18 protein-coding genes are annotated in these 21,314 nt (G+C 46.1%); 8 read left to right on the top strand and 10 right to left on the bottom strand.

Annotated elements, in window-relative coordinates; all coding sequences use genetic code 11:
* Positions 1-18 precede the first annotated feature (18 nt).
* A complete protein-coding gene (locus tag BK127_RS20085) occupies positions 19-1,242 on the bottom strand; it encodes a glycosyltransferase family 4 protein (protein WP_076233301.1) in 1,224 nt (407 codons plus the stop codon).
* Between the two features lie 190 nt (positions 1,243-1,432).
* Between BK127_RS20085 and BK127_RS20080 the strand changes: the two genes are divergently transcribed.
* Positions 1,433-1,801 (top strand): helix-turn-helix domain-containing protein, encoded by a 369-nt coding sequence (locus tag BK127_RS20080; RefSeq protein WP_076233300.1) that lies wholly within the window; start codon positions 1,433-1,435, stop codon positions 1,799-1,801.
* Positions 1,802-1,966: 165 nt separating this feature from the next.
* Here the strand turns inward: BK127_RS20080 and BK127_RS43790 are convergent, their stop codons facing one another.
* Positions 1,967-2,158: a hypothetical protein gene (locus BK127_RS43790; RefSeq protein ID WP_076233299.1), complete on the bottom strand. Its 192-nt coding sequence runs from the start codon at positions 2,156-2,158 to the stop codon at positions 1,967-1,969.
* 156 nt (positions 2,159-2,314) lie between these two features.
* A complete protein-coding gene (locus tag BK127_RS20070; RefSeq protein ID WP_076233298.1) occupies positions 2,315-2,734 on the bottom strand; it encodes a hypothetical protein in 420 nt (139 codons plus the stop codon).
* A gap of 573 nt (positions 2,735-3,307) precedes the next feature.
* On the opposite strand from BK127_RS20070, the gene BK127_RS20060 reads away from it, so the two are divergent.
* The 3 genes from BK127_RS20060 to BK127_RS20050 all read left to right on the top strand — a co-directional run bounded on the left by BK127_RS20060 (position 3,308) and on the right by BK127_RS20050 (position 7,143).
* Positions 3,308-4,879: a glycoside hydrolase family 26 protein gene (locus tag BK127_RS20060; RefSeq protein WP_076233296.1), complete on the top strand. Its 1,572-nt coding sequence runs from the start codon at positions 3,308-3,310 to the stop codon at positions 4,877-4,879.
* Between the two features lie 170 nt (positions 4,880-5,049).
* A complete protein-coding gene (locus BK127_RS20055) occupies positions 5,050-5,682 on the top strand; it encodes a DUF2306 domain-containing protein (protein WP_076233295.1) in 633 nt (210 codons plus the stop codon).
* A 168-nt stretch (positions 5,683-5,850) separates the two neighbouring features.
* The gene (locus BK127_RS20050; protein ID WP_076233294.1) at positions 5,851-7,143 is read left to right on the top strand and encodes a homocysteine synthase; all 1,293 of its coding nucleotides are present in this window, start codon (positions 5,851-5,853) and stop codon (positions 7,141-7,143) included.
* 86 nt (positions 7,144-7,229) lie between these two features.
* On the opposite strand, the gene BK127_RS20045 is transcribed toward BK127_RS20050, so the two are convergent.
* Both BK127_RS20045 and BK127_RS20040 read right to left on the bottom strand, forming a co-directional pair.
* The gene (locus BK127_RS20045; RefSeq protein ID WP_076233421.1) at positions 7,230-7,892 is read right to left on the bottom strand and encodes a class I SAM-dependent methyltransferase; all 663 of its coding nucleotides are present in this window, start codon (positions 7,890-7,892) and stop codon (positions 7,230-7,232) included.
* A 237-nt stretch (positions 7,893-8,129) separates the two neighbouring features.
* Entirely contained in the window at positions 8,130-8,441 is a 312-nt protein-coding gene (locus BK127_RS20040) for a DUF2325 domain-containing protein (RefSeq protein WP_076233293.1), read from the bottom strand.
* A gap of 599 nt (positions 8,442-9,040) precedes the next feature.
* Here BK127_RS20040 and BK127_RS20035 point away from each other — a divergent pair.
* Both BK127_RS20035 and BK127_RS20030 read left to right on the top strand, forming a co-directional pair.
* On the top strand, positions 9,041-9,370 hold the full coding sequence (locus BK127_RS20035; protein ID WP_076233292.1) for a PadR family transcriptional regulator: 330 nt from the start codon (positions 9,041-9,043) through the stop codon (positions 9,368-9,370).
* Entirely contained in the window at positions 9,367-10,683 is a 1,317-nt protein-coding gene (locus BK127_RS20030; RefSeq protein ID WP_076233291.1) for an FtsW/RodA/SpoVE family cell cycle protein, read from the top strand. Before BK127_RS20035 ends, BK127_RS20030 begins: the two co-directional genes overlap by 4 nt.
* Before the next feature lie 147 nt (positions 10,684-10,830).
* Here the strand turns inward: BK127_RS20030 and BK127_RS20025 are convergent, their stop codons facing one another.
* From BK127_RS20025 to BK127_RS20010, 4 genes are all read right to left on the bottom strand, one after another.
* The gene (locus BK127_RS20025; RefSeq protein WP_076233290.1) at positions 10,831-12,789 is read right to left on the bottom strand and encodes a dihydroorotate dehydrogenase; all 1,959 of its coding nucleotides are present in this window, start codon (positions 12,787-12,789) and stop codon (positions 10,831-10,833) included.
* Between the two features lie 182 nt (positions 12,790-12,971).
* Positions 12,972-13,754 (bottom strand): hypothetical protein, encoded by a 783-nt coding sequence (locus tag BK127_RS20020; RefSeq protein WP_076233289.1) that lies wholly within the window; start codon positions 13,752-13,754, stop codon positions 12,972-12,974.
* A gap of 104 nt (positions 13,755-13,858) precedes the next feature.
* Entirely contained in the window at positions 13,859-14,443 is a 585-nt protein-coding gene (locus BK127_RS20015) for a tryptophan-rich sensory protein (RefSeq protein ID WP_256711381.1), read from the bottom strand.
* Between the two features lie 265 nt (positions 14,444-14,708).
* On the bottom strand, positions 14,709-19,430 hold the full coding sequence (locus tag BK127_RS20010; RefSeq protein ID WP_076233288.1) for a DUF2252 family protein: 4,722 nt from the start codon (positions 19,428-19,430) through the stop codon (positions 14,709-14,711).
* A 321-nt stretch (positions 19,431-19,751) separates the two neighbouring features.
* On the opposite strand from BK127_RS20010, the gene BK127_RS20005 reads away from it, so the two are divergent.
* The gene (locus tag BK127_RS20005; protein WP_076233287.1) at positions 19,752-20,093 is read left to right on the top strand and encodes a MerR family transcriptional regulator; all 342 of its coding nucleotides are present in this window, start codon (positions 19,752-19,754) and stop codon (positions 20,091-20,093) included.
* A gap of 394 nt (positions 20,094-20,487) precedes the next feature.
* Here the strand turns inward: BK127_RS20005 and BK127_RS43015 are convergent, their stop codons facing one another.
* Positions 20,488-20,814 carry a hypothetical protein gene (locus BK127_RS43015; RefSeq protein WP_144026509.1) on the bottom strand — a complete coding sequence of 109 codons (327 nt, stop codon included), beginning with the start codon at positions 20,812-20,814 and terminating at the stop codon, positions 20,488-20,490.
* A gap of 141 nt (positions 20,815-20,955) precedes the next feature.
* Between BK127_RS43015 and BK127_RS20000 the strand changes: the two genes are divergently transcribed.
* Positions 20,956-21,291: a carboxymuconolactone decarboxylase family protein gene (locus BK127_RS20000; protein WP_076233286.1), complete on the top strand. Its 336-nt coding sequence runs from the start codon at positions 20,956-20,958 to the stop codon at positions 21,289-21,291.
* The last annotated feature ends 23 nt before the right edge of the window (positions 21,292-21,314 follow it).

Here is a 21,314-nt window from a genome sequence, read left to right as displayed (position 1 = left end):
TTCCAGACCCCTCTGATCTTATGTGTTTAATATTAATTTATACAGTTCAGGATACGTTTTGCGTCGGTCAAATCTACTTTCTGCAAGATTCCTTGAATTGACTCCAAGCTGACGGCTAAATTGCTTCTGATGGAACAACAGGGCGATGTAATGAGCACACTCCGTATAGTCACCTGGTCTGTAATTAAAACCGATATGGCAGTCCGTAACCATTTTCATTACTTCCTTGTTCTCACAGCTGTTAATCATCGGCAGCCCCGCAAACAGAAAATCACCTATCTTATTCGTAACGCTTGCCCGCGCTCCCCTACTAATCGCATTGGCCGCAACATCAGAGCGGACCAGATAAGGAATCATATCCTCATAGGATTGATGACCCATGAAGCGCACTGGCGCTTGCAGTTGCTTTGCCAGCTCTCTGTATCTCGATTCGTGCGGACCGGAACCAAAGATATTGAATACCATATCCCTATATCCGGTTCGCTCCAGCAGCGCAACGGCCTTAATAACCGTTTCAATATCATAGCTATGGCTTAGCGTACCGATGTACGTAATCCAAAACTCTCCCATCGGCTTGTTTACTTCCACCTTCCTGCTGGCACATACATCAAAATAGGCTTGATCCGCACCGATGAACAAACAATGGTAAGCCTTGGCTTTCCGGTTCGCTGCCTTACCACGCGCAACATAAGTATCCGATACACCGACGATATAATCAGCGAGCTTATATACCTGATTGGCATAAGCAGTCATAGGAGCCAGCAGCAGTTTTAGCCACCGGTCTGGAAGTTTTAATACACTATTGATCGATTCCGGCCAAATATCCTGAATATCCAGTATAAACGGTACTCCCAACCGTTTAGCAAAGCTACCTGCCAGTTGGGCTGCCCCCATTAAGGGGTAAGCGGCGTACACCACATCCACTTTATTTTCCTTAAGCTCAAGGTACAGCTTCAAATTCCGCTCAAACCTTCGATGGCTGCGAATACGCGCGAAACTGACGTTGCGCTTGTACCCGCTCTCTTCGATTAGCGTGAGCTGGTAAGGCAGTGCAGCTTCTGACCATTGCTCTGCGTCCGGTTGACGAAAGCTTTTCTCAGCGTGAGAGTAATTGCTCGTCACAAGCTCGACTTCATGGCCAAGCATCGCAAGCTCTTCAGCAATATAGCGAAATCGGTTAAAACCCTTCTCTCCAGGCAATACAGTAAACGGAGCCACGATCAAAATTTTTTTGCGGATCATGAATAAAACATCCCCATTATGAACAAAATAGTTTTAGATACAATATGTATCATTAGGTAAAGAGTACTATACATATTGTATCAAGTCAACCATTTTCCGCAAACAACTTTTATAGTACAATTAGTGATATCATTCACATTTGGGTTTCCAGCTTTGGTAAAGGTGTGAGTTTGAGGAGGAGTGTCATCAAATGAAATATGGACATCGTATCGCCAGTCTTCGAGACGAAAGACACTTAACCCAGGAAGAGTTAGCCCATAAAGTAGGAATTACCCGCTCCGCTTTATCCCATTACGAGAATAGTCGAAGAGAACCCGATTATGATACGATTCAAAAAATTGCTGATTTCTTCAGTGTGTCCATAGACTATTTAATGGGACGCAACGATGACCCCGGACAAGAACCCAGCACGACGGCTCAAGAATTCGTAAGCCAGCTGGAGCTATCCGATCAAGCGGTTCTCGATAAATTCACCTTAACTATCGATGGAAGAGAACTAACTGCCGAGGAAGCTACACGTTTCATTCATTTCATTCGTGCGCAGCGCTCGTCATCTTAACGAAGACAAGCACCGTAATCTATAATTTTCAAAAAAAGAGTCTGTGTATAAGCATTAATATGAAGCGGCGAACGCTTCTCTGTTCTTAACAGGGAAACGATCGCCTGGTTTTTTCTGAGGGTGCTCGACAAGACTTTCTCTTTTGCCCTAAGGGCTTTATTTTTTCTATTGACTGTATCGATCTACATGCATTTCCCTGTCATATGATTCCGATAGGAGCTCAAAACTGTCCATGAAGGGCATTTCCTTAAGAGAGCATCGTTCAGTCTTCAGTACATTGGCTTCCTCGAACTGCTTCATCGAAAGCTTAAGTTCAGCTAATACTAGTCGTATATCAAGGCTAACTTTAGTACTCATCATTAAATCTCCACTCTCCATATCAGGAATTATATAGCAAGGAATGTTGTTATTATAATAGATACTTTCAAAAAAAAGTGTCACTTGATGGTGTGCTTTTAAAAAAATACCTATTATTTTTGTCGAAATGAATAATATTAATAAAGCTTTATGAATTCACGCTAGTAAATCTATCATTATCCCCTCCACCAGAGGGTTACAGAGACCCGACTCCCGATAACTTTCATTCCTATACATGAGCAGTGGGTGCCTCTCATTCATGACAAAACGTACTTCGTATTCATATTCTACAATGCCTCCTCGCGACCCCAATTGGTTCTGATTCACGACGATCCCTCTCTGGACTGTTAGCTCAGTCTCTTCTCCAATCTGAAATTCCCACAGCACATGATAGCTGCAAGGCAGCTGAAGAGAGGTTTGCAGCCGCAACCCGCGCAGATTCATGAAGCGCACGGTGATATGTGCCCAATTGGAATCCATGCAGCGCCCGTTAATTTGTACCATCTTCATCAGACCCTTGTAGGCCACTTGTGTTATTAGCTGACGGGTCGGATCCCATTTCGTATTGGTAATCACTCTGCTGCGCTCCTTTTCATTACCTTTTTTGGAAGTAACGATGTATTTTATTATCATCACATACAGATTATGAATTTGTTACATTTTGTATCATATTGTATGATACATATCGTAACTAAAAATAGTTATCACTGCAATAGGAGGTTTTGTCGTATGATAGGAAATAAAAACAAACGGAGATCACACTGATACAGGTTCAGTCTACTTTTACACAGAAAGGTATTTCATCAATGAAAAAAGATACGAGAATATCGGAATCAACTTCACTCAAACCCATCAATTGCATCAAATGCGTTCATTATTATGTAACGTGGGATCCCGCCTTTCCCAAAGGCTGCAGAGCCTTCGGATTCAAGACATCCGAGATGCCCTCCACGCTCGTCAAAAGGTCCTCCGGTCACCCTTGCCTGAAATTTGAATCGAAGCTGTAAGGCTTGATGTCCCACAAGCGCTGTACAATTTCATGGACAACGTTCTGAAATTCAGCTGCTATCAACGAACCATCCTGTACTTTTTTAAGGTATAATGAGTCGTACACGATAAGCGAAAATGAATGGCCGGGGGATGCTGCATATGAGAAAATTTGTGTTGATAGCCGCATGTGTTTGCGTAGGAATCACACTGTATTGGGGACAGCAGCGCTGGCAGCGCACATCCCTCGCGTTAACGACACCGACCGCTCAGACTGAGGCACCGAATCCGACCCTTGCCTGGTGGAGCATGCAAATTGACAATGCCGTGGAAAAACAGGAATGGCGGCTCGCCTCCGATTACACAAGCCGCAAAGCAGCTTTCTATAGAAGTAGCAATGAGCTGTCACAAGCAGCTACGATGGAAGAGTTAAGCCGACAATACGCTGACAAGGAGCCCGACAAGCTGCTGATCCAGTCTGCTTCCGCTGTAATTCCGGCAGACAGTCCAATTACACTTGACGCCTATGTAAGCATGCCTGGTGCGCCGAATCCCAAGCATGCCAAGTTCGAACCGGTGACGGGGGTTTATCTTGGCATGCTTGGAGCCGATAAGAGGGTCGCTTTCAACTGGAAGCAGATTGAGCCTGTATACGGACGGACCCATGCGATGTATTTAACCTATGTCGGTTGGCGCAAGGTTCAAACGCAGACGAATTCCTATTTCCCTGTTCAGCAGGCCGATAATGTGAAAGCGATGGGCGGCTCGCTGCAGATCGGTTGGGAGCCGCGTTATGGCTTGGACGATGTGCTGGATGACGAATATGTGCGTACGTTTGCGAAGGAAGCCAAGGCATCGGGAATTCCGGTGTTTCTGCGTTATGCCTCGGAAATGAATGGAGCGTGGGTACCTTGGCATGGGGATCCGGCCAAATATATCGAGAAGTTCCGGCTTATTCATAACATCATGAAGGAAGAAGCACCGAATGTCGTCATGGTCTGGTCGCCCAACTTTATGCCGATGGATAACATTGATGCCTATTATCCTGGTGATGATTATGTGGATTGGATTGGTTACTCGCTCTATGCGATTGATGGCCCACAAAGTGCGAGCGACGACAAAAGCGGATTTTTGCAATCGTTCCGTCCTCTCAGTGAAGCCTACCCGAATAAGCCGATTATGATTTCGGAAAGTGGCGTATCCCACTATAACCTGATCAAGAATGAAAGCTACGAGCGCTGGGCAGAAGATCAGCTTGGTGACTTGTACGCGTATCTGCCGCGGCTGTATCCACGGGTAAAGGCGATCACCTACTTTAACTTCAGTAAAGAGCGAGCTGTCCGCAGCAAAATGGAAGCCGTATACGATCTTGGGGAAAACGCCTTTGCTGATCGTCTCTACCAACGATTAATCCAGAGTGACTTTTATTTGAGTCAGGTGAAAGATCAGGCTCAAACCAAGGAAAATATCGTGTATAAGCCGCTTTCGCAAATAATTGGAAGTCCTGTTCAGGGCAAGCATAAGCTGTTCACTTATGTGTCCATGCCGCATAGCGATCAGCCCTTTGCCGTAGGCTACTCACAAGGCGTCAAGCAGCTTGGTATTTCCCACGAAGTGCCATGGGAGGTCGAATTGGACTTTGATCAGCTTGACCCTGCGCAGCCGCTGACCATCACAGCCTATACACGCGGCATGGACGAAATCGCCAAGCAGCAGATTACACTTCCCAAGTGACATCCGTCATTCCATCTATGCATCGAACACCCGATCATTGCCAAGCACAGACCAACAGTCCGTTAATGGAAAGTTGGTCTGTGCTTTGTCTATGAAGAACTTAAATGGTTTTGAAGGGTACGATGCAAACCCAACGTCCTAGTAGGAAAGATATCGAGGAGGGAATATCGATGGGTAAGAGTACGATAAGAACGCTCGTAATTGTATTAGCATTAGCGATAAGCGCTTACGCAGTGATTCAATACGGGGTATTCGGTCCCCACAAAGCTGGACTCATTTCAATCAAGCTGAGAGACGTGAATTTTCACTTGGAGCCATGGATCTATGTTCTGTATACACATATCGCGACGGCAGTACTGGCACTGGTGATCGGTCCGTTCCAACTGTACTTGAAACCGAGGGGCACCAAACGGCTTGGTCGCCATCGATGGCTTGGCTACGTCTATGTGGGGTCCGTTACCATCAGCGGGCTCGTCAATCTTTATTTGTCCCTTTATGCAACAGGCGGGTGGATTTCCGGGCTCGGCTTCCTGCTGCTGGATATAGCATGGGTTGGCGCCACGTGGATCAGCGTTTTCAAAATTATGGGCAATAATTCACAAGCTCACAAGACATGGATGCTGCGCAGCTACGCGCTTACTTTCGCAGCCGTCACACTGAGGCTTTGGCTGCCTGTGCTGCTTATCGTTTATCAGGGCAGCTTTGTTCAAGCTTATCAGGTTGTAGCCTGGCTATGCTGGATTCCGAACCTTCTCTTTATTGAAGCTTGGATCCGTTTCCGCACCATGCGTAATGGCCGATAGTCTGAGTAAACAGTCATATCATTTGGTGGTGCACTGCCCCGTTAGCGGCGAAGGTTCAATTGCTTTACTGCATCTGGACCTCCTCTTTCGTTTTGCTGGAAAATATGAGAAAATGAATAGGTTCAATGGAATCATGTTATTTTATATTCACGAGGAGGAATTTATTCAATGTCTGAGGAACGCAAGCTGGGTCTTGAAACATTAGCTGTACATGCAGGACAGGAAATCGATCCAACTACGATGTCCCGCGCAGTCCCTCTGTATCAAACTACTTCATATGGTTTTCGTGATACGGATCATGCAGCGGATTTATTCGCTCTCAAAGAGTTCGGCAACATTTATACACGCATTATGAACCCGACTACGGATGTTTTTGAGAAAAGAGTTGCTGCCCTAGAAGGAGCTCCTGCGGCACTGGCCACGGCCTCCGGACAAGCAGCCATTACATATTCGATTCTGAATATTGCGGGGTCAGGCGACGAAATCGTTTCTGCAGCCAGCCTGTACGGCGGAACTTATAATTTGTTTGCGATTACACTAGCCAAGCTTGGCATTACCGTTAAATTCGTGGATCCTTCCAATCCGGAAAACTTCCGCGGTGCTATCACCGACAAAACCAAAGCGGTTTTCGCTGAAACGATCGGTAATCCTAAAGGGGATGTTCTCGACATCGCTGCCGTTGCTGCGATTGCTCATGAAAACGGTATCCCGTTGATCATCGACAACACCTTCCCGAGTCCTTACTTGTGCCGTCCGATTGAGCATGGCGCTGATATCGTTGTGCATTCAGCGACCAAATTTATTGGTGGACATGGTACATCGATTGGCGGTATCATCGTCGATGGCGGTAAATTTGATTGGAAAGCAAGCGGTAGATTCCCTGGCTTGACTGAGCCGGATCCAAGCTATAATGGTGTTGTGTATACGGATGCAGTAGGACCGATTGCTTATATTATTAAAGCGAGAGTTCAGCTGCTTCGCGATATGGGCGCCTCCATTTCACCTTTTAACTCATTCTTGCTCTTGCAAGGTTTGGAAACGCTCCATTTGCGGATGGAACGCCACAGCTCGAATGCATTAAAGGTAGCTCAATTCCTTGAAGGCCACGAAGCTGTCGAATGGGTCAGCTATACAGGCTTGCCAAGCCACCCATCCTATGAGCTTGGGCAAAAGTATTTGCCAAAAGGCCAAGGCGCAATCATGACCTTCGGCATCAAGGGCGGAACCGAAGCAGGACGCGGCGTTATCAATAACGTGAAGCTGTTCTCGCATCTGGCCAACGTGGGCGATTCCAAGTCGCTCATTATCCATCCGGCAAGCACAACCCACGCTCAGTTGAAAGAACAGGAGCAAATCGCGGCAGGTGTGTCTCCGGGCATGATTCGTTTGTCCATCGGTACGGAATCTATTGATGATATTCTGTACGACTTGAAGCAAGCGATCGAAGCGAGCCAGGGCTAATCTCATAAAAGCTTGTAAATAAGAAGCTGTCATTGACCGTAAATGGGTCGCTGGCAGTTTTTTTTTCGTGATGCAGCATTATCAAACTATTTGAGCCTGAATAGCACCGTCCACAAAAAGGATTCGCCAAACGATGCCGCTGGCTGCATGATCTTGTTCATCCTGCGAAATTCAACTACCTCAAAATCGGCAAATATTTGCCGGAGTTTCTTTTCGGTGTAGGCCAACCCGCCCTTCAGGCTTTTTTGGCGATACACCTCCCAGTCCGAAATCTCAGCCCCGTACCCTTCACCATGAGCAAAGCAGGTTAATCCAAAGTAACTCCCAGTCTTCAGTGCATTTCTGATAAGCTCGACAAAGTCCATTCTTCGATGCGGTGCAATATGATGAAAACATCCGGAGTCATAGATGAAATCATAATGCTGCGGTTCGATATTGGCGTCAAAAAGGTTTGCACATTGAAAATTGATATGTACTGCAGCAGCATGAGCTCTCTCTATAGCCCAATCAATGGCCTCACGTGAAAGATCAACAGCATCCATATGGCAGCCCTGTTGTGCCAAATAGATCGCATTTCTGCCAGGACCACATCCAAGCTCCAGAACGCGGGAAGGACGGATCATTCCTGTTTCACAATAACTTCTCAAATTCTCATCCGGTGCATCCACAAAAAACGGGATATCTCTAGTGCGATCAGCATAAAATGCATCCCACCAAGGAGCAGCTTCACGCAAAAAAGAATCCAGCATATGCAAGACATCATCAGTGCTCACAATCAGTTCTTTATTGGCATTTACATGCTGCTGCAATCCAATCACTCCTTTAGTTTATAATTTCTCAATCAGAAAATAATATCATTATTTTACGCATTTACGTAATTACATATTATCATAATTAAAAGATGATTAATAGCAAAACCCCTATTAAAATAGCAAAAAAGCCCCGATTCATGCATCGGGGCTTTACGTTATGCTGCTTGTCGTTATCTATTGTTGACTTTCCATGAATTTACATACATGCTCGCAGGAACAAAGTGCCTTTTGCACGGAGCACCAGGATCTTTTTGCATAATAAATCGGTAATTCCTGGTCTTTGGCCTGCTGCTTGATGACCTTCGTTAAATTATGATTAATGTAATCAGTCAACACCAGTACTGCATCTATTTTTTCCGGTATTCCTTTACGTACCGATTGAGATTTACGTCCTGACAAATGCATAACGTCATCAAAACCGATATTTGCGAGCTGCTCCGGCATATTTCCTAAATGATCCGCACCTACAACCAATAACGATGGCATTCCTTTATCCTCCTATACGATTCTGTAGTTTATTTGTGTGAATTCGTCGTTCGCCGCGCGAATTTCCTTTTCAATCCCAATGACTCATATGTATGGTAATCCCGCATACTCCACCAATAGCATACAACCAGCGTTAATGTTACAAACAGTACAGGCAACAATATACACAGCAGTAACAGCATTAGGGAATATCCTCCTTTTGGGATTGATCTTAAGCTAAAGCTGATAATGGTTCTCATCTTGTCTACAATTAAATGATAATGGTTCTCATTCTCATTGTCAACTATTGTTTTTTTAAGAGATAAGAATTTATATGTTTTCAGCAAAGCTGAACGATTCTTATCTCGCAAGAAAAGCTACATTTATAACACGAATGTATCTTCACCGAATAGGCTTCGATCAGAAGCTTTTCTTATAAGACTTTCTAGATAGCTGGATTGTGCCTCTGTCGCCCTGCCGAGCACGCTCTTGAAAGCTTTATAGACAGCTGTTATACTATACATAGATATTCGATGCATTGGTATTCAATGCTTATAAAGCAAGCTTTGCTGAACCCTAAGCGCAGCTTATCAAGACTTTAATTTACGAGGAGGTGCACCATGGTTAACAAAGAGCTAATGAAAGGCAGCACAGCGATGCTAATCCTGACCCTTCTTGGGCGCAAGGAAATGTACGGCTATGAAATGACCAAAGAAATCGAGAGCCGTTCCAGCGGTCTTTTCACCTTCAAGGAAGGAACCCTATATCCCATTTTACACGCCTTGGAAGCCGAGAAAATCGTCGAATCATACTGGAGCGAACAGGAAGGCCGCAAAAGAAAATATTATCGCATAACGGACAATGGAAGAAAACAGCTGCAAACGAAGCAGCAAGAGTGGAATATGTTCCGCACAGCCGTTGACCGTGTGATTGGGGAGGGTCAAGCATGAAACAAATCGGATATGATGAAACCGTGAGGCAGTATTTGCACAAGGTGTGCAAGCAGGTCAGTGCGAGGGAATTGCACCCTGAGATCAAGCTGGAGCTCCAAAGCCACATCCAAGAGCTGGTTGAGGAGCAGATATCGGCAGGTCTTGAGCGGGAACAGGCGATTGAACTAGCAATCCGCCAAATGGGCGATCCTCTGCTGGTCGGTGACCAACTGAACAAAGCGCACAAAGCACGGATTGATTGGAGTCTGCTTGGTCTCATCGCGATCTTTATAGGCATCGGGATGCTGGCGATGTATGCTGTTGAATTGGTTTCTTATAGAGATTACAGCTTTTTCATGAATAAAATTACCTATTCGATAATTGGCATCATATGCATGCTGGGCTTGTGCTTTTGGGATTATCGGAAGCTGCTTCCCTACTCGAAGGCTCTATATATCATCATTTTGCTGGCCATGGGCTGGGGATTGCTATTCGGACAGCAGGTAAATGGGGCACCTTATTTTACACTTGGTTTTATAAGGACTAATTTTTTGGCGATTTCCCCTTTTCTGCTCATCCTCAGTTTATCCGGTATGATGGCTTCCAGCTGGAAAGAACAGGCCTTTTCCTTAAAAATAGCTGTTTATGTACTCATACCAAGTGTGTTGTATGGGTTCGGTAATTCCTTAATTTCCTTGATGATCTACTTGGCAGGCTTTAGTATTATGTACTTATCCCTGCAAAGGCATATAGGCAAACTGCTTTGTTACATAGTCCCAGTACTGATTATAGTATTTTTTCTGTCGGTTGGAACTAATGCTCAACGTATCGAACGTTTCTTTGCCTATATGGATCCCTATAGCGATCCCAAAGGCTCTGGTTATGTGATCATACAATCCCTACAATCGATTCATTCCGCAGGCTGGTGGGGGCATGGCTTTGCCGCTGTTATTCGCCCATTGCCAACCATAGAGAGCGAGATGCTATTTACTTATTTAATATACAGTCTGGGATGGGTAGCTGGAATCGGCCTCGGTGTCCTGGCGCTCATATTCTTGATCAGATTGGCAGGCATAGCAGGTAAAGTAACGGATCTGTACGGAAGCCTGGCTGTAAAAGGGTTCCTTGCCATGTTCACGATTGAATTTATTTGGAGCATGCTGATGTCCTTCGGAGTACTGCCATTTGCTGGAGTCAGCATTCCATTTATAAGCAACGGCGGGATGCTCACTTTGATTCAGTTGGCGTCGATTGGTATCATTTTAAGCATTTATCGGCAAAAGAACAGGATTCCTGCTCGTTCTAACTCCACCAATCCGCTCTCACCTTAAATCAAATGCCTGTCCAGACTTGATGCCACACTAGACGCCAACAAGCCGATTTTCCTTAACAGGAAGACCGGCTTGTTGGCGTTTTTTCCGATGCTCTCAGATCCCAAGAGTGCGTTGTAAAGCTTCAGTTATCCTACCTAGTAACTGCTATGCTATTCCTGAAATTGTCGGATCATGCCTTGGGTCCTTTTGCCCCTGCATTAAGTAAGGATATAGAAAGACGAGTCCAAACACATAAAGCATCAAGGCAAAATAAGCAGGCAGTAAATGCACAAAATCAGTGTAGCCTATCGTCAAGTGCACACTAAGTCCTGCGACGAATCCAGGCAAACCACCGAGCAGAAACGTCCACCACAGCCAGCGCTGTCCCTGATTAATACCCCACAGGGCAATCGTCAAAATCCCAATGGCATCTGAAAATAAAGCACCTCCGAAGCCGGCACGATCATGCGCGATCAAGGGCAGCAGCCTCTCATTGATTTCATTAAGCATAGCAGGCGTTGCACAAAGGTACTCCAGATCCTGAGGCACGAACACCTCTGTAATGCCTACCGTCGAGATGACAATGCCGCCAACCGCTAATGAAAATCCTAGCGTTACCATCATCAGCTGTCCCCATTGCGCGAGCCTCCATGTCCGATCGTTAGTCAAGTTCGGTCTTTCCCAGGAGGGCAGCTCCCGATGACGACGCATGGACAGCATAAACATCGGGAACAGGATAAGCGCCGCTGCCGCATGAAGTGGATCGAAATAGCCATAGCCCAAGTAAAGAAAAAAACTGCTGAAGCCTACAGCGGCGGACGTTAGCAGTGCGGTTCTCGTCCAATGCAGACCATTACGCAAGCCATAACGGGCAAGCTGATAATAAATCACACCAATCGAGATCATCGTCCCTGCGAGGGTGACTCGATCATGTGACATGAATTGCAGCACAAGCGGATTCGCCTCATTCAGCACCGACGGCAGCATGCCGAGAAACGAGATATCATAAGGCAGCACTACCGACGTTGCCGCGATGATCCAAGCGAGCGCTCCACCAATGATCATTCCGATGCCTAATAAACACATCCAGCCCCAGTTCATCCAAAAGGAAGGTGCTGGTGGCGGCTCCACGCTCTGAAGCTTTTCATAAACGATCGCTTCGTTAATGCGCTTGGGCAGCCCTGGGCCAGAGAAAACAAGCCCGCTGTGCAGCTGGACGTAATCAGCTCCTGCCTCCATAAGCTCCAAGGCGTCTAATGGTTGATGAATACCTCCGGAAGCAATAATGCTGAGTGAAGCGGATAGGCGATGCTCGCGAATGCTGCGGACTATATCGATACTGAGCGGCTTGAGGACACTTCCCGTCAAGTCGCCCTCCCCTGTTCTCAGCATATCGCCAACTACCACGCCGCTCCAACCGGGTGATAATTCAGCCATCAGCAGCTTGAGGGATTCGGGCGGATAGTCTACTGGCACATACAGAAACATCGGTTTTACAATAGACAGCTCGCGTGCCGCCAGCTGTATGGCCTGCAAATGGGCAATCGTAGCTTCGACCGCCTCGTTCTCATCAAGCGTTTCGATATAAAATCCGGCCGCATAATAGGAGAGTGCCTCCATCATCGTCAGCAGCTCACTCCAAGCCTCGACAGGCGTACGGCCTGGTGTGCTTTTTATACGAAGCATGAGCGGCAAAGCATGTCCCTGGTTTCGGTCCAGCCTCTTCATGAGCTTGGCCAATCCTTCACTGCTGCTTGCATCCGTGTATATAATGGCTTCGTTCGTCGAGTCGCGCTGTATAGGACATTTGTTATTTATATGTGCTTCAATGGTAACAGGGCCAATTTCAATAAAACCAAACCCGAATTGCGCCAGCGCTTGATGTGCAATTCCCTCAGGGTCCAATCCTCCTGACAATCCAACCGGATACTTAAGCGGTATTCCTGCCAGCTTGGTTGCCAGTATGGGGGAAGCCTCCATATGACCCATCGTACGGATGATGAAGCTGCCTCCCGGCACCCTGCTCAACATGCCCATCGCCCGCAGAGTGAAATCTCGGGCAAGCCGTGACGGAAGCTGAAACAACAAAGGGCGAAATATCGTTTGATAGGACCAATCCGGCATAGACTTCACCCCCCGACTCTCATAGTCCTTATACATTCAATGCTGCTCGGTCAAAATCCTTTATTCGGACACCGACCTGACCTGAGGTTACAAGGAACATACATAAGCAAATACCCTCCCATCTCACTTTGGCAGCGATCTGGAAGGGTATTGGTATAATATCAAGGGTTTTCTGCTGATATTTATAAAGCTTTTGTAAATGGTTTACGGTGTTCGAGCTTGCCCTGGCCGAACAGCAGCATAACTGTCAACACAAGCAGTACACCGGCTGCACTCCAGGCGGTATAAAAAATCGTATCGTTGTACGAATTTGCAATACCAATCGCTATTAGGCCCCATGCAGCAGTCCATATAAAGGCAGAATCACGGAAATTCATTCCTGTGATAGCCGCCACCGCTACTATGATGAACAGCATGAGCACCGTCCATGCCGTACCTGAGAAATCTAAACCGCCGCGGTTGAACTCTTGCAAAACTGCTGAGATTCGTACCATTGTCATGACGAACACCCAGCTCAGATAGACACTGAAAGGTACCTGTACCAGCCAAAGAATGCGAGGATCGGATGACCACCCGTTCGGTCTTGTCCGCGTATAGATCACCATTAAAGATAATAGCAGAGTCATCATCACCATTAACGATAGCACGATATACAAGTAGTGCCGTAGCACAAGTGAAGCGATATTGAACAAACAGCTGATGACAAACCACGGTCCAATGCGTCTAATTTCTTCATGCTTGTACATGCCCGGCAGCAGCTGCACGATTACGAACCCTGCCAGAAATACATAAACCACTCCCCAAAGAGCAAGCGCATATGGTGCCGGGTTCATTGCACTGGGAAACATCGCTGTAAGATCACTCGTATTTAATCCATTTAACGGACGCGCATCCGCAAGCCAGTTATACAAGAGCACAGCGAATAGTGCTAATATATGAAGCCAGCGAAGTATAAATGTGGTCATGCCTGTTACCTCCCTCTTCTGCTGAAGTTGTCCTACCTATATGTGAGCACGCTCGTGATGACGGATAAATCCATCCTTGCCTGCTATCAGCCAAAGAGTCAATATCAACAATAGTGCCGCCGCCCCCCATGAGCTATACATGATGACACTGTCATTTGTATTGACAACCCCAGCCCGTTCCATTTCAGATTGTACAATACCGCTGCAGCATTCACGATCGTCGCAACGGAAATCCAACCCAGATAAATACTGAAGGGAATCTGGACGAACCATCGTATTATGTTATCAGAGGACCAGCCATTAGGTCTTGTCATCGTGTAGATGGCAATCAATGAAATTAACAGCCCAAGCATTGCAAATATCGAAGCCGTCGTAAACAGATACTGCCATATGAGAATCCAGGTGATGTTGAACAGGCAGCTGATGATAAACCATGGTCCTATTCGTTTAATCTCCTCGTGCTCACGTTTAGCTGGCAGCAATTGAACAATCACATAACCCACAAGAAAAGCGTAGATTAAACCCCAGATCATAAATGCATATGGCGCTGGTGTGATCTGGACTGGAAACATCGCGGAAACCTGACCCGTTGTCAAACCGTTAATTGGAAGCGCATTCGCAAGCCAGTTCACATACAGCACAGCAGCTAAAGCTATGACGTTAAGCCATCTCAGGGCCGTATTTGTCATAATAACCCCGCTTACGATGATTTGTACCCTACCTTGAATCCTGCTTAATCAGCAATATCACAGGCTCCAGCTTGTCGTACAGCCTCTGCTAGCAGTATATGTCCATCCAGCCGCAGTCATACTGAGATTTTGCTATACCTTTTAATAACCAATCCAGCTGTTCTCTAATCGACCTGTTTATGATAGAGACAGAAAAACCCGCTTCATGCATGCAAGGAAAGCAGCATAAAGCGGGTTTGCCTGTAATGGATAATGATAGGTTGCGTTAATCGATAAATTGCAGCTTTTGCAGCAAGCGTTTCAGCATCGTAGTCGCTTGAGCTCTTGTTGCCTGGCTATCAGGTACGAAAGCGTCGGCAGTCATCCCCTGGATGATACCTGCGGCTACGGCCTGAGCCGCGGCAGGCTGTGCCCAAGCTTGAATGGATGCCTGGTCCTTGAATGACGCCAGAGCCGTGTCTGTCTTCACCTCGGTCAAAGCTGTCTGACCTGATGCCTTCATCGCACGTGCGATCATAACAACCATTTGCTGGCGTGTGACCGGGTCGGCAGGACGGAAGCTGCCATCCTCGAAGCCGTCTATCAATCCAGCCTTGGAGGCTGCACCAACAGCACCTGCTGACCAATTATAACTTGGTACATCCGTGAAGCGATTCGCTTCACGATTTTCGCTTAATCCCAGGGAACGAATCAGTAGTGCGGCAAATTGTGCTCTCGTGATGTTCGTATCGGGAGCAAAGCTTTGCGCCGAGACACCGTCAACGATCAGCTTCGAGCCCAGCAGCTGAATATCCGCTTTGGCCCAATGTCCGTCAATGTCAGTAAACTTGTTATTTGTTTGTACAATAGCATACACACTATTGCTTGGGCTTAAAATAATCGCCTGATTATCGATAAATCTCGAAGGGATGAAGCTTAAGCTCCCGTCCGCTTCCACCCGAACCGCCGTTGTATGAGCGGCATCTATAGTTTGTCCGGTTGAAATCGTTCTTGCCACGTAATGATTGGATAATGAGGCATCCAACTGCTTACCGTTAGCCTCCAAAATGACCTTAAAGTCCATTGGTGCTCCTACTACCGTCATCCCATCTCTTGTCGCCGTATTCACGATTTGTGTTAAGGCTGCACCTGTTACTTTTTCAGTAATTATCGTGACTTTGATATCCTTGGCGTCTACGCCAAGCTGAAGCGCCGCCGCTGTAAAATCAATCGTTTGGATTGGAAGGCTATAGCTGGCAAGCTCAGACTTCACTGTGATCACTGCATTCGGTACCGATTTAAGGGCCTCCATAAGTACCGCAACCGGAAGCTCCACCATTGCGATCGGGTCATTACCTTTGAATTCAATCACAACTTGAGGTTTGCCTGCTTCCTCTTTTTTCAGTGACTCCAGAGCCTGAGTCAGCTTGAGCGAATCTACCGTCAGTCGGGTAGCGATTTTACCATCAGCTGTTGTTTCTTTGCTTTCTTTGACAGCACCTTCACCAAGATGAACCTCTCCAGAGACAATTGGCCCAGCGCTGCCACTTGGCGTTTCCGATCCGGTCGATCCAGCTCCGCTACCCGTTCCTGTTCCCGTTCCACCCGTACCGCTGCTGCTGTTTGAATTGTTATTATCATTAATTCGGGTCAGTGTCACTGTGTACACCTGAATCGTCCCATCCTGCGCGGTTACTTGAACCTTAATTTCATTCGCACCTACATTTAAAGCAACAGTACTTGGAGTACCACTTGTAGCGGCAATGCCGTTAATAAGAATGGCTGCTTTCGCATTTGCAGCTGCTGCTGTAATTACAGCCTGCCGTATTTTCCCTGCATAACCCGTATAGCTCGTTGTTCCTGCCGCAAATTCCGGAGTAAGCACGATATCATTAACAATCAGCCCGTTCAGGTTGGCATTACTGCTGAGCACAGGTTCAACGGGTGCTGTCCCTCGATTTACGGTAATGTTATAGGTTTTGGTCGTTGTCATATCTCTTGCCGTGACTTTGACAGCTATGGAAGTCGTATTGTTGGTCAAATCGATTCGCTTGTCAGTATTGCTGGCATATAAATCGCCGTTGACCGTCATAGAAGCTTTGGAATCCAATAAAGCAGCATTTACGTCAACTGCCAATGTCCCGACGGGTACAGATACGGTGTAATTCATAGTATTTACCGCAAAAGCAGGCGTTAATGTGCCGTTACTTACTGATAAATTGCCAAGATCGGCTATATCCACTAAAGCTCCGGCTGCCAAATCGGCCTTAACCAGATTATAATCCGAGACGACCTGCCTATAGTAATCCTCACCCAAATTAACGAGATTGGTCCTGAAGCTGTCCCACTTCCCTCCAGCATAAACATTGTTCACGACACTCTCTTCGAAGCTGTAAGGCACGTGGCCAGCTGGATAATCATTATCCGAGCGGGCATGTGCATTCGCAAGCGCCTGAGCGGCATAAGATAAATAATTTTCAAAATCTGCCTGACTCGTAAATTTGGAATCCGTGTAGTCACCTTTATAAGGCGAAATTTTTCGAATCAGATAGTTATGGTCAGCACCTTGAAGTGTGCCCAAATGATAATCAGGCTTGGTCAGCATTCCTTGATAAGCCAATTTGGATCGCTCCGCATCCTTACCATTGAACGCATCATATGTTGAAGATTGGAACAGCGGACTATCTATGAAACCCGGCTTGCCCTGTTCCTTGACATCCAAAATAATATCATCATCGTTGCTGGCTGTCGGTCCTTCGATGAGAACGTTATAACGTTTCACACCGAGGCTTCCTAACCCTTGGTTAATACGCAAGGCAACGTCCTTGATCTTGAAATAATCGCTCGACTGCCCTGCTGCAAAGGATTGAACGGTGTTGACATAGGAAGACCAATTGTCTGTAATATCGTTCAAGTCAGCGCCCTTGGCCTGAATATATTTGTCTGTCTTGCTGTAATCAAAATTACGCGTAGCTGGAGTTGACGAGGTCAATGGCGCTGCTTTATCCAGCTGCGATTTTACTGTCGTTTTTACGAAATCCTCCATTAACTTCTTTGTAAAACCGCTCAGCTTGTCAGAGGTAAGCTCGGCACTTTTGCCGTTCACGCCATTGAGTGTTTGGATATAGGCATCCAGATAGTTTTTGGCAATTTGTCTGGTCATGCTGTCATCCAGCGTAGTGGTTATATAAGATTTATCATCAAAACGAGCCAAATAAATGCTGGCTGTTGAACGAATCAGATCCCAGTAAAAAGGAGCTATGTAGGACTCGTCCATATCGTTCAGGTCAAATATGGCATTTCCTTCATTGTTATCAAAATAGCCGACATTTTGAATATGAAAATCACCGGATATCCAGGTGTTGATGTTGCTGAGCTGGTTCCAATCCGCAGGAACTGGAATAACACCGCCTAAATCCTTGTAAAATAATCCGCTGGTCGCGCGGTAAAAGCTGAAGGCTGATTTGGACATTGACGCATATTTGTATTCTTTCGTGGCCATATCATGGATGAAAGCATTGCGCTTCTTGATTTCCTGCAGCAAAAATTGCTTTCTTGCCTCGTCCTTGCTTAGTACGGCGGACGGTCGAAGCAGCGTTATCCCGTTAATGGTATCTGAATCCGCTGTAGCTCCGCTGGTAACTGCTGAGGCTTTGATAACTACACTCAAATTCACGCTTTCGGTAACAGGGCTCGTCGCCGAATTATACACCGTAAAGGTCACCGTATTCGCGGTGCTGTCGCCTTTGGCTTTTAGACTCAGACCTGAAGGAAGCGTTGGTGCATATGTATAATCCGTTACGCTCAAGTCCCCATTTTTCACATTCCCCACCTGTAAAGCGATCGTAAACGTATTGTTGTTCGGATCCACCTCGGTCGCTGTTCGCATAGCCGCATCCGCATCACTCGTGCTTACAGTTCCTTTTATTTTCGGGGTATAATGAGAAAGTGTAACGCCGTCAATGCTGGTAGAGCTGCTGTAAGCACCTGCAGTCACAGCAGTAGGCTTCAGGATGACCGATAATGCTTGATCAGTTGAGACATTGGCATTAGCCGTTCCTGCTATTGTGAAAGTGATAGTTTTCGCCGCAGTATCCCCAACCGCGCTGCTCGTAAGTCCGGCCGGCAAATTGTTAATGATGTAATCGTTAACCGGGGTCAGCGGACCTGCTTTCACTGTGCCTGTCGTTACGTTGATTTTGAATGTAGCGTTGGCCGCACTGATCGTGGTCAAGCTGTCCATCATCACCATGTTAGCTCCAGTGTTCGTTGTGCCTTTGATCATGGGCTCCTTGGGGCTGCTGCTGTTGCGGGGCGGTATATCCTTGTTCACCGGATCTACAATTTCAAAGTCAGCCTCAACCGTGTCCGCATCCGTGTCCCAGCCATTTCCCAATCCTGGGTTGGTAGACGGTTTCAAGCCAGCCAAAGTATTTAACGGGTTGTAAGCTTTTCTTTTGTAGCTTTTTTTGTAGGACAAACTTCCATAATCAAATACGAGATCGACTAAAACCGAGCTGTCCAAGGTCGAACGCGGATCATTAACAGCAATCGTTGATTGATTCTTGACCAGAGCGACCTTTCCATTGTCTTTATCCATGTTTATGGTTGTATCCACAGCATCAGGTGTAGGCAAATCCGCACCAAAGTTAGCCGCTTCCTGTCCGAGCTTAACCAAATAATAACCGTGCGCCGGAATAGTCATACCTAAATCGACTTTTTTCCAGTTGGTCTTATTTTTACCTGCGTATTGCAGCGACCACGTGTCTGCTCCGAAGTTCACGTCCTGATCGGTAGGGTTATATAATTCTACATAATCGTTTTTGAAAACCGATGGTTTGTCCGATGCCGAATTCCCCCCGTAGCTGTAAATATCGCTGATCACTACATACCCCGCCTCCGCTGCATAAGCCTTGTCGACGCTTACAAAATCACCGACAATGGGATTCATGATCAGCAGAGCTGTGAGCAGCCCCATCACCTTCCGCGATGTTTTCTTCTCAACCATTCACGTCGAGCCTCCTATTGAACTATCCTATGATATCGCTAATGAATACAAAATCCCCATAGCTTATCCATCATAGCAATGGAGTTTCAATAGAAGATTCGGGCTATATAAAGATATTGTTAAGATCGCGGCATCTTCATAACAGAATAGGATTAGTTTGGTTAAGCTGAGCTTTTCTGACATAGATTCAACACAGCTGCATTAAGAATTTCTTGGTATGAAATGGCATCCTTAAGCAATAGTTAACAGACATTGTAACCTTGTGACATTTACTTTGATTTATATTATAATGAAGGGAAGAATGACACAGGAGGACTTACAATGAGTTCTGAAGAAAGCTCCAATGAACAAAAATACGTCATTTACGATATGGAATTGTTAAGTAAATTAATTGTAGGCATTGGCGAGGTTGCCGAAATTACCGGCGTACCGACTCGCAAAATTCGATATTGGGAAGAGAAAGGCATTATCAAGTCGGTTCAAGAGGCAGACGGATCGACCCGGCGATATGATTACGTAAATATTAAGAAAATCGTATTGGTTCAAGAGCTATTGGAGGACGGCTATACGTTGGATACTGCCGCCAAGAAGGTCGAGGATCGTATCAAAAATATTGATGATGTTTTTCAAAAAATCGCATTGCAGACACTTGAACCATCGTAAACCGAGCATACTCAGCCGCCTGTTGCTATTGCAGGCGGCTTTTTTACGTTAAATAATCACGTCCATTGCCCGCCCTTGCCCTGAACCGTAATCGAAAAGTTATCCGGTGAGGCCAGCATCGGACCATGAGCTGTTCCATGCTCTTTGAACGAAAGCTCAGGATGCTGGTGCAAAAATCTTCGCCAGTTAACGACCTACTCATGAATTTCCTGTTCATATAAAGGCTGAATTACGGATGGCAACGACATAACCGATCTCTCCATTTCTTTAATGTATTTTGATGTACTTCATAATGCATCAGCAATAAGCCATTCCGACCCCAGTACCCGGAGCTGTGATTGTTCACCCTGCTTATCATGAACACCTACAAAGTTAGGCCTGGGTCCCTTTTGCTTCAACCAATCTGCAGCTTTCCCGGCACCAGCAGGGCTAAGAAACAATAAATCTCCTCCTGCCAAACGTATTCGTTTGCCGATAGCACCAAGCTCATCAGCCTTGTAGGCCGTTCCGAATGGTAGGAAGCCACATAAGGGAAAAATCCCCAGTCTTTAAAACCTTTAAAGCCGTGGCTGATGATGAGTATCGGAAGTAAAGGAAGCACTGAGTTAGAATCGTGCCGATGCTTATATCGAACCTCTCCCCGAATACATAATGATTCCCCAGAAGGCAGCAGCCCCGCGTTCAGAACAAACTCCTGTTGTTGTATGATCGTCTGACTCAATATCATCGCTCCCTGTACTATTATTTACATATCAGGAAAATATAATATTTTTATTGTAATATATTGACCTATAATGTTACATTATTACAATTTAATGGAATAAACCATACATGGTCTTATATCTGAGAGGAGAGTTAACCAATGAAAAACCCTGATTTCGAATTTTTTGCCGAGCAGTTTCCGCAGGTAGCCGATCAATTCCGTGGGCTGCATCGATCCGTTGTTGCCGAGTCCGCGCTTGATCCCAAAACCCAACAATTGATTTACATTTCCAATCTGGCAGCTCTCGGTTATGCTCCCGCAGTGAAGTCACATCTGCCTTTGGCTATTAAAGCAGGTGCTTCCAAGGAGGAAATTTTGGCAGCGCTGCTTACGAGTATTCCAGCGGGAGGACTTGTACCGGTCCTGCCTTTACTTAAAGAAGTGTCCCTAACTTTGGACGATCTACTGGCGCAAACGGCAACGACTGACAATTAATAACCATAGAGCCGTGTTACGAT

This window comes from Paenibacillus sp. FSL H7-0331 (assembly GCF_001956045.1).
This window is presented reverse-complemented; position numbering and strand designations above follow the sequence as displayed.

Bases quoted from the DNA above. Each gene is read 5' to 3' on its own strand.
- BK127_RS20085 (WP_076233301.1), bottom strand. From the start codon at position 1,242: ATGATCCGCAAAAAAATTTTGATCGTGGCTCCGTTTACTGTATTGCCT.
- BK127_RS20080 (WP_076233300.1), top strand. From the start codon at position 1,433: ATGAAATATGGACATCGTATCGCCAGTCTTCGAGACGAAAGACACTTA.
- BK127_RS43790 (WP_076233299.1), bottom strand. From the start codon at position 2,158: ATGAGTACTAAAGTTAGCCTTGATATACGACTAGTATTAGCTGAACTT.
- BK127_RS20060 (WP_076233296.1), top strand. From the start codon at position 3,308: ATGAGAAAATTTGTGTTGATAGCCGCATGTGTTTGCGTAGGAATCACA.
- BK127_RS20055 (WP_076233295.1), top strand. From the start codon at position 5,050: ATGGGTAAGAGTACGATAAGAACGCTCGTAATTGTATTAGCATTAGCG.
- BK127_RS20050 (WP_076233294.1), top strand. From the start codon at position 5,851: ATGTCTGAGGAACGCAAGCTGGGTCTTGAAACATTAGCTGTACATGCA.
- BK127_RS20045 (WP_076233421.1), bottom strand. From the start codon at position 7,892: ATGCTGGATTCTTTTTTGCGTGAAGCTGCTCCTTGGTGGGATGCATTT.
- BK127_RS20040 (WP_076233293.1), bottom strand. From the start codon at position 8,441: ATGCCATCGTTATTGGTTGTAGGTGCGGATCATTTAGGAAATATGCCG.
- BK127_RS20035 (WP_076233292.1), top strand. From the start codon at position 9,041: ATGGTTAACAAAGAGCTAATGAAAGGCAGCACAGCGATGCTAATCCTG.
- BK127_RS20030 (WP_076233291.1), top strand. From the start codon at position 9,367: ATGAAACAAATCGGATATGATGAAACCGTGAGGCAGTATTTGCACAAG.
- BK127_RS20025 (WP_076233290.1), bottom strand. From the start codon at position 12,789: ATGCCGGATTGGTCCTATCAAACGATATTTCGCCCTTTGTTGTTTCAG.
- BK127_RS20020 (WP_076233289.1), bottom strand. From the start codon at position 13,754: ATGACCACATTTATACTTCGCTGGCTTCATATATTAGCACTATTCGCT.
- BK127_RS20015 (WP_256711381.1), bottom strand. From the start codon at position 14,443: ATGACAAATACGGCCCTGAGATGGCTTAACGTCATAGCTTTAGCTGCT.
- BK127_RS20010 (WP_076233288.1), bottom strand. From the start codon at position 19,430: ATGGTTGAGAAGAAAACATCGCGGAAGGTGATGGGGCTGCTCACAGCT.
- BK127_RS20005 (WP_076233287.1), top strand. From the start codon at position 19,752: ATGAGTTCTGAAGAAAGCTCCAATGAACAAAAATACGTCATTTACGAT.
- BK127_RS20000 (WP_076233286.1), top strand. From the start codon at position 20,956: ATGAAAAACCCTGATTTCGAATTTTTTGCCGAGCAGTTTCCGCAGGTA.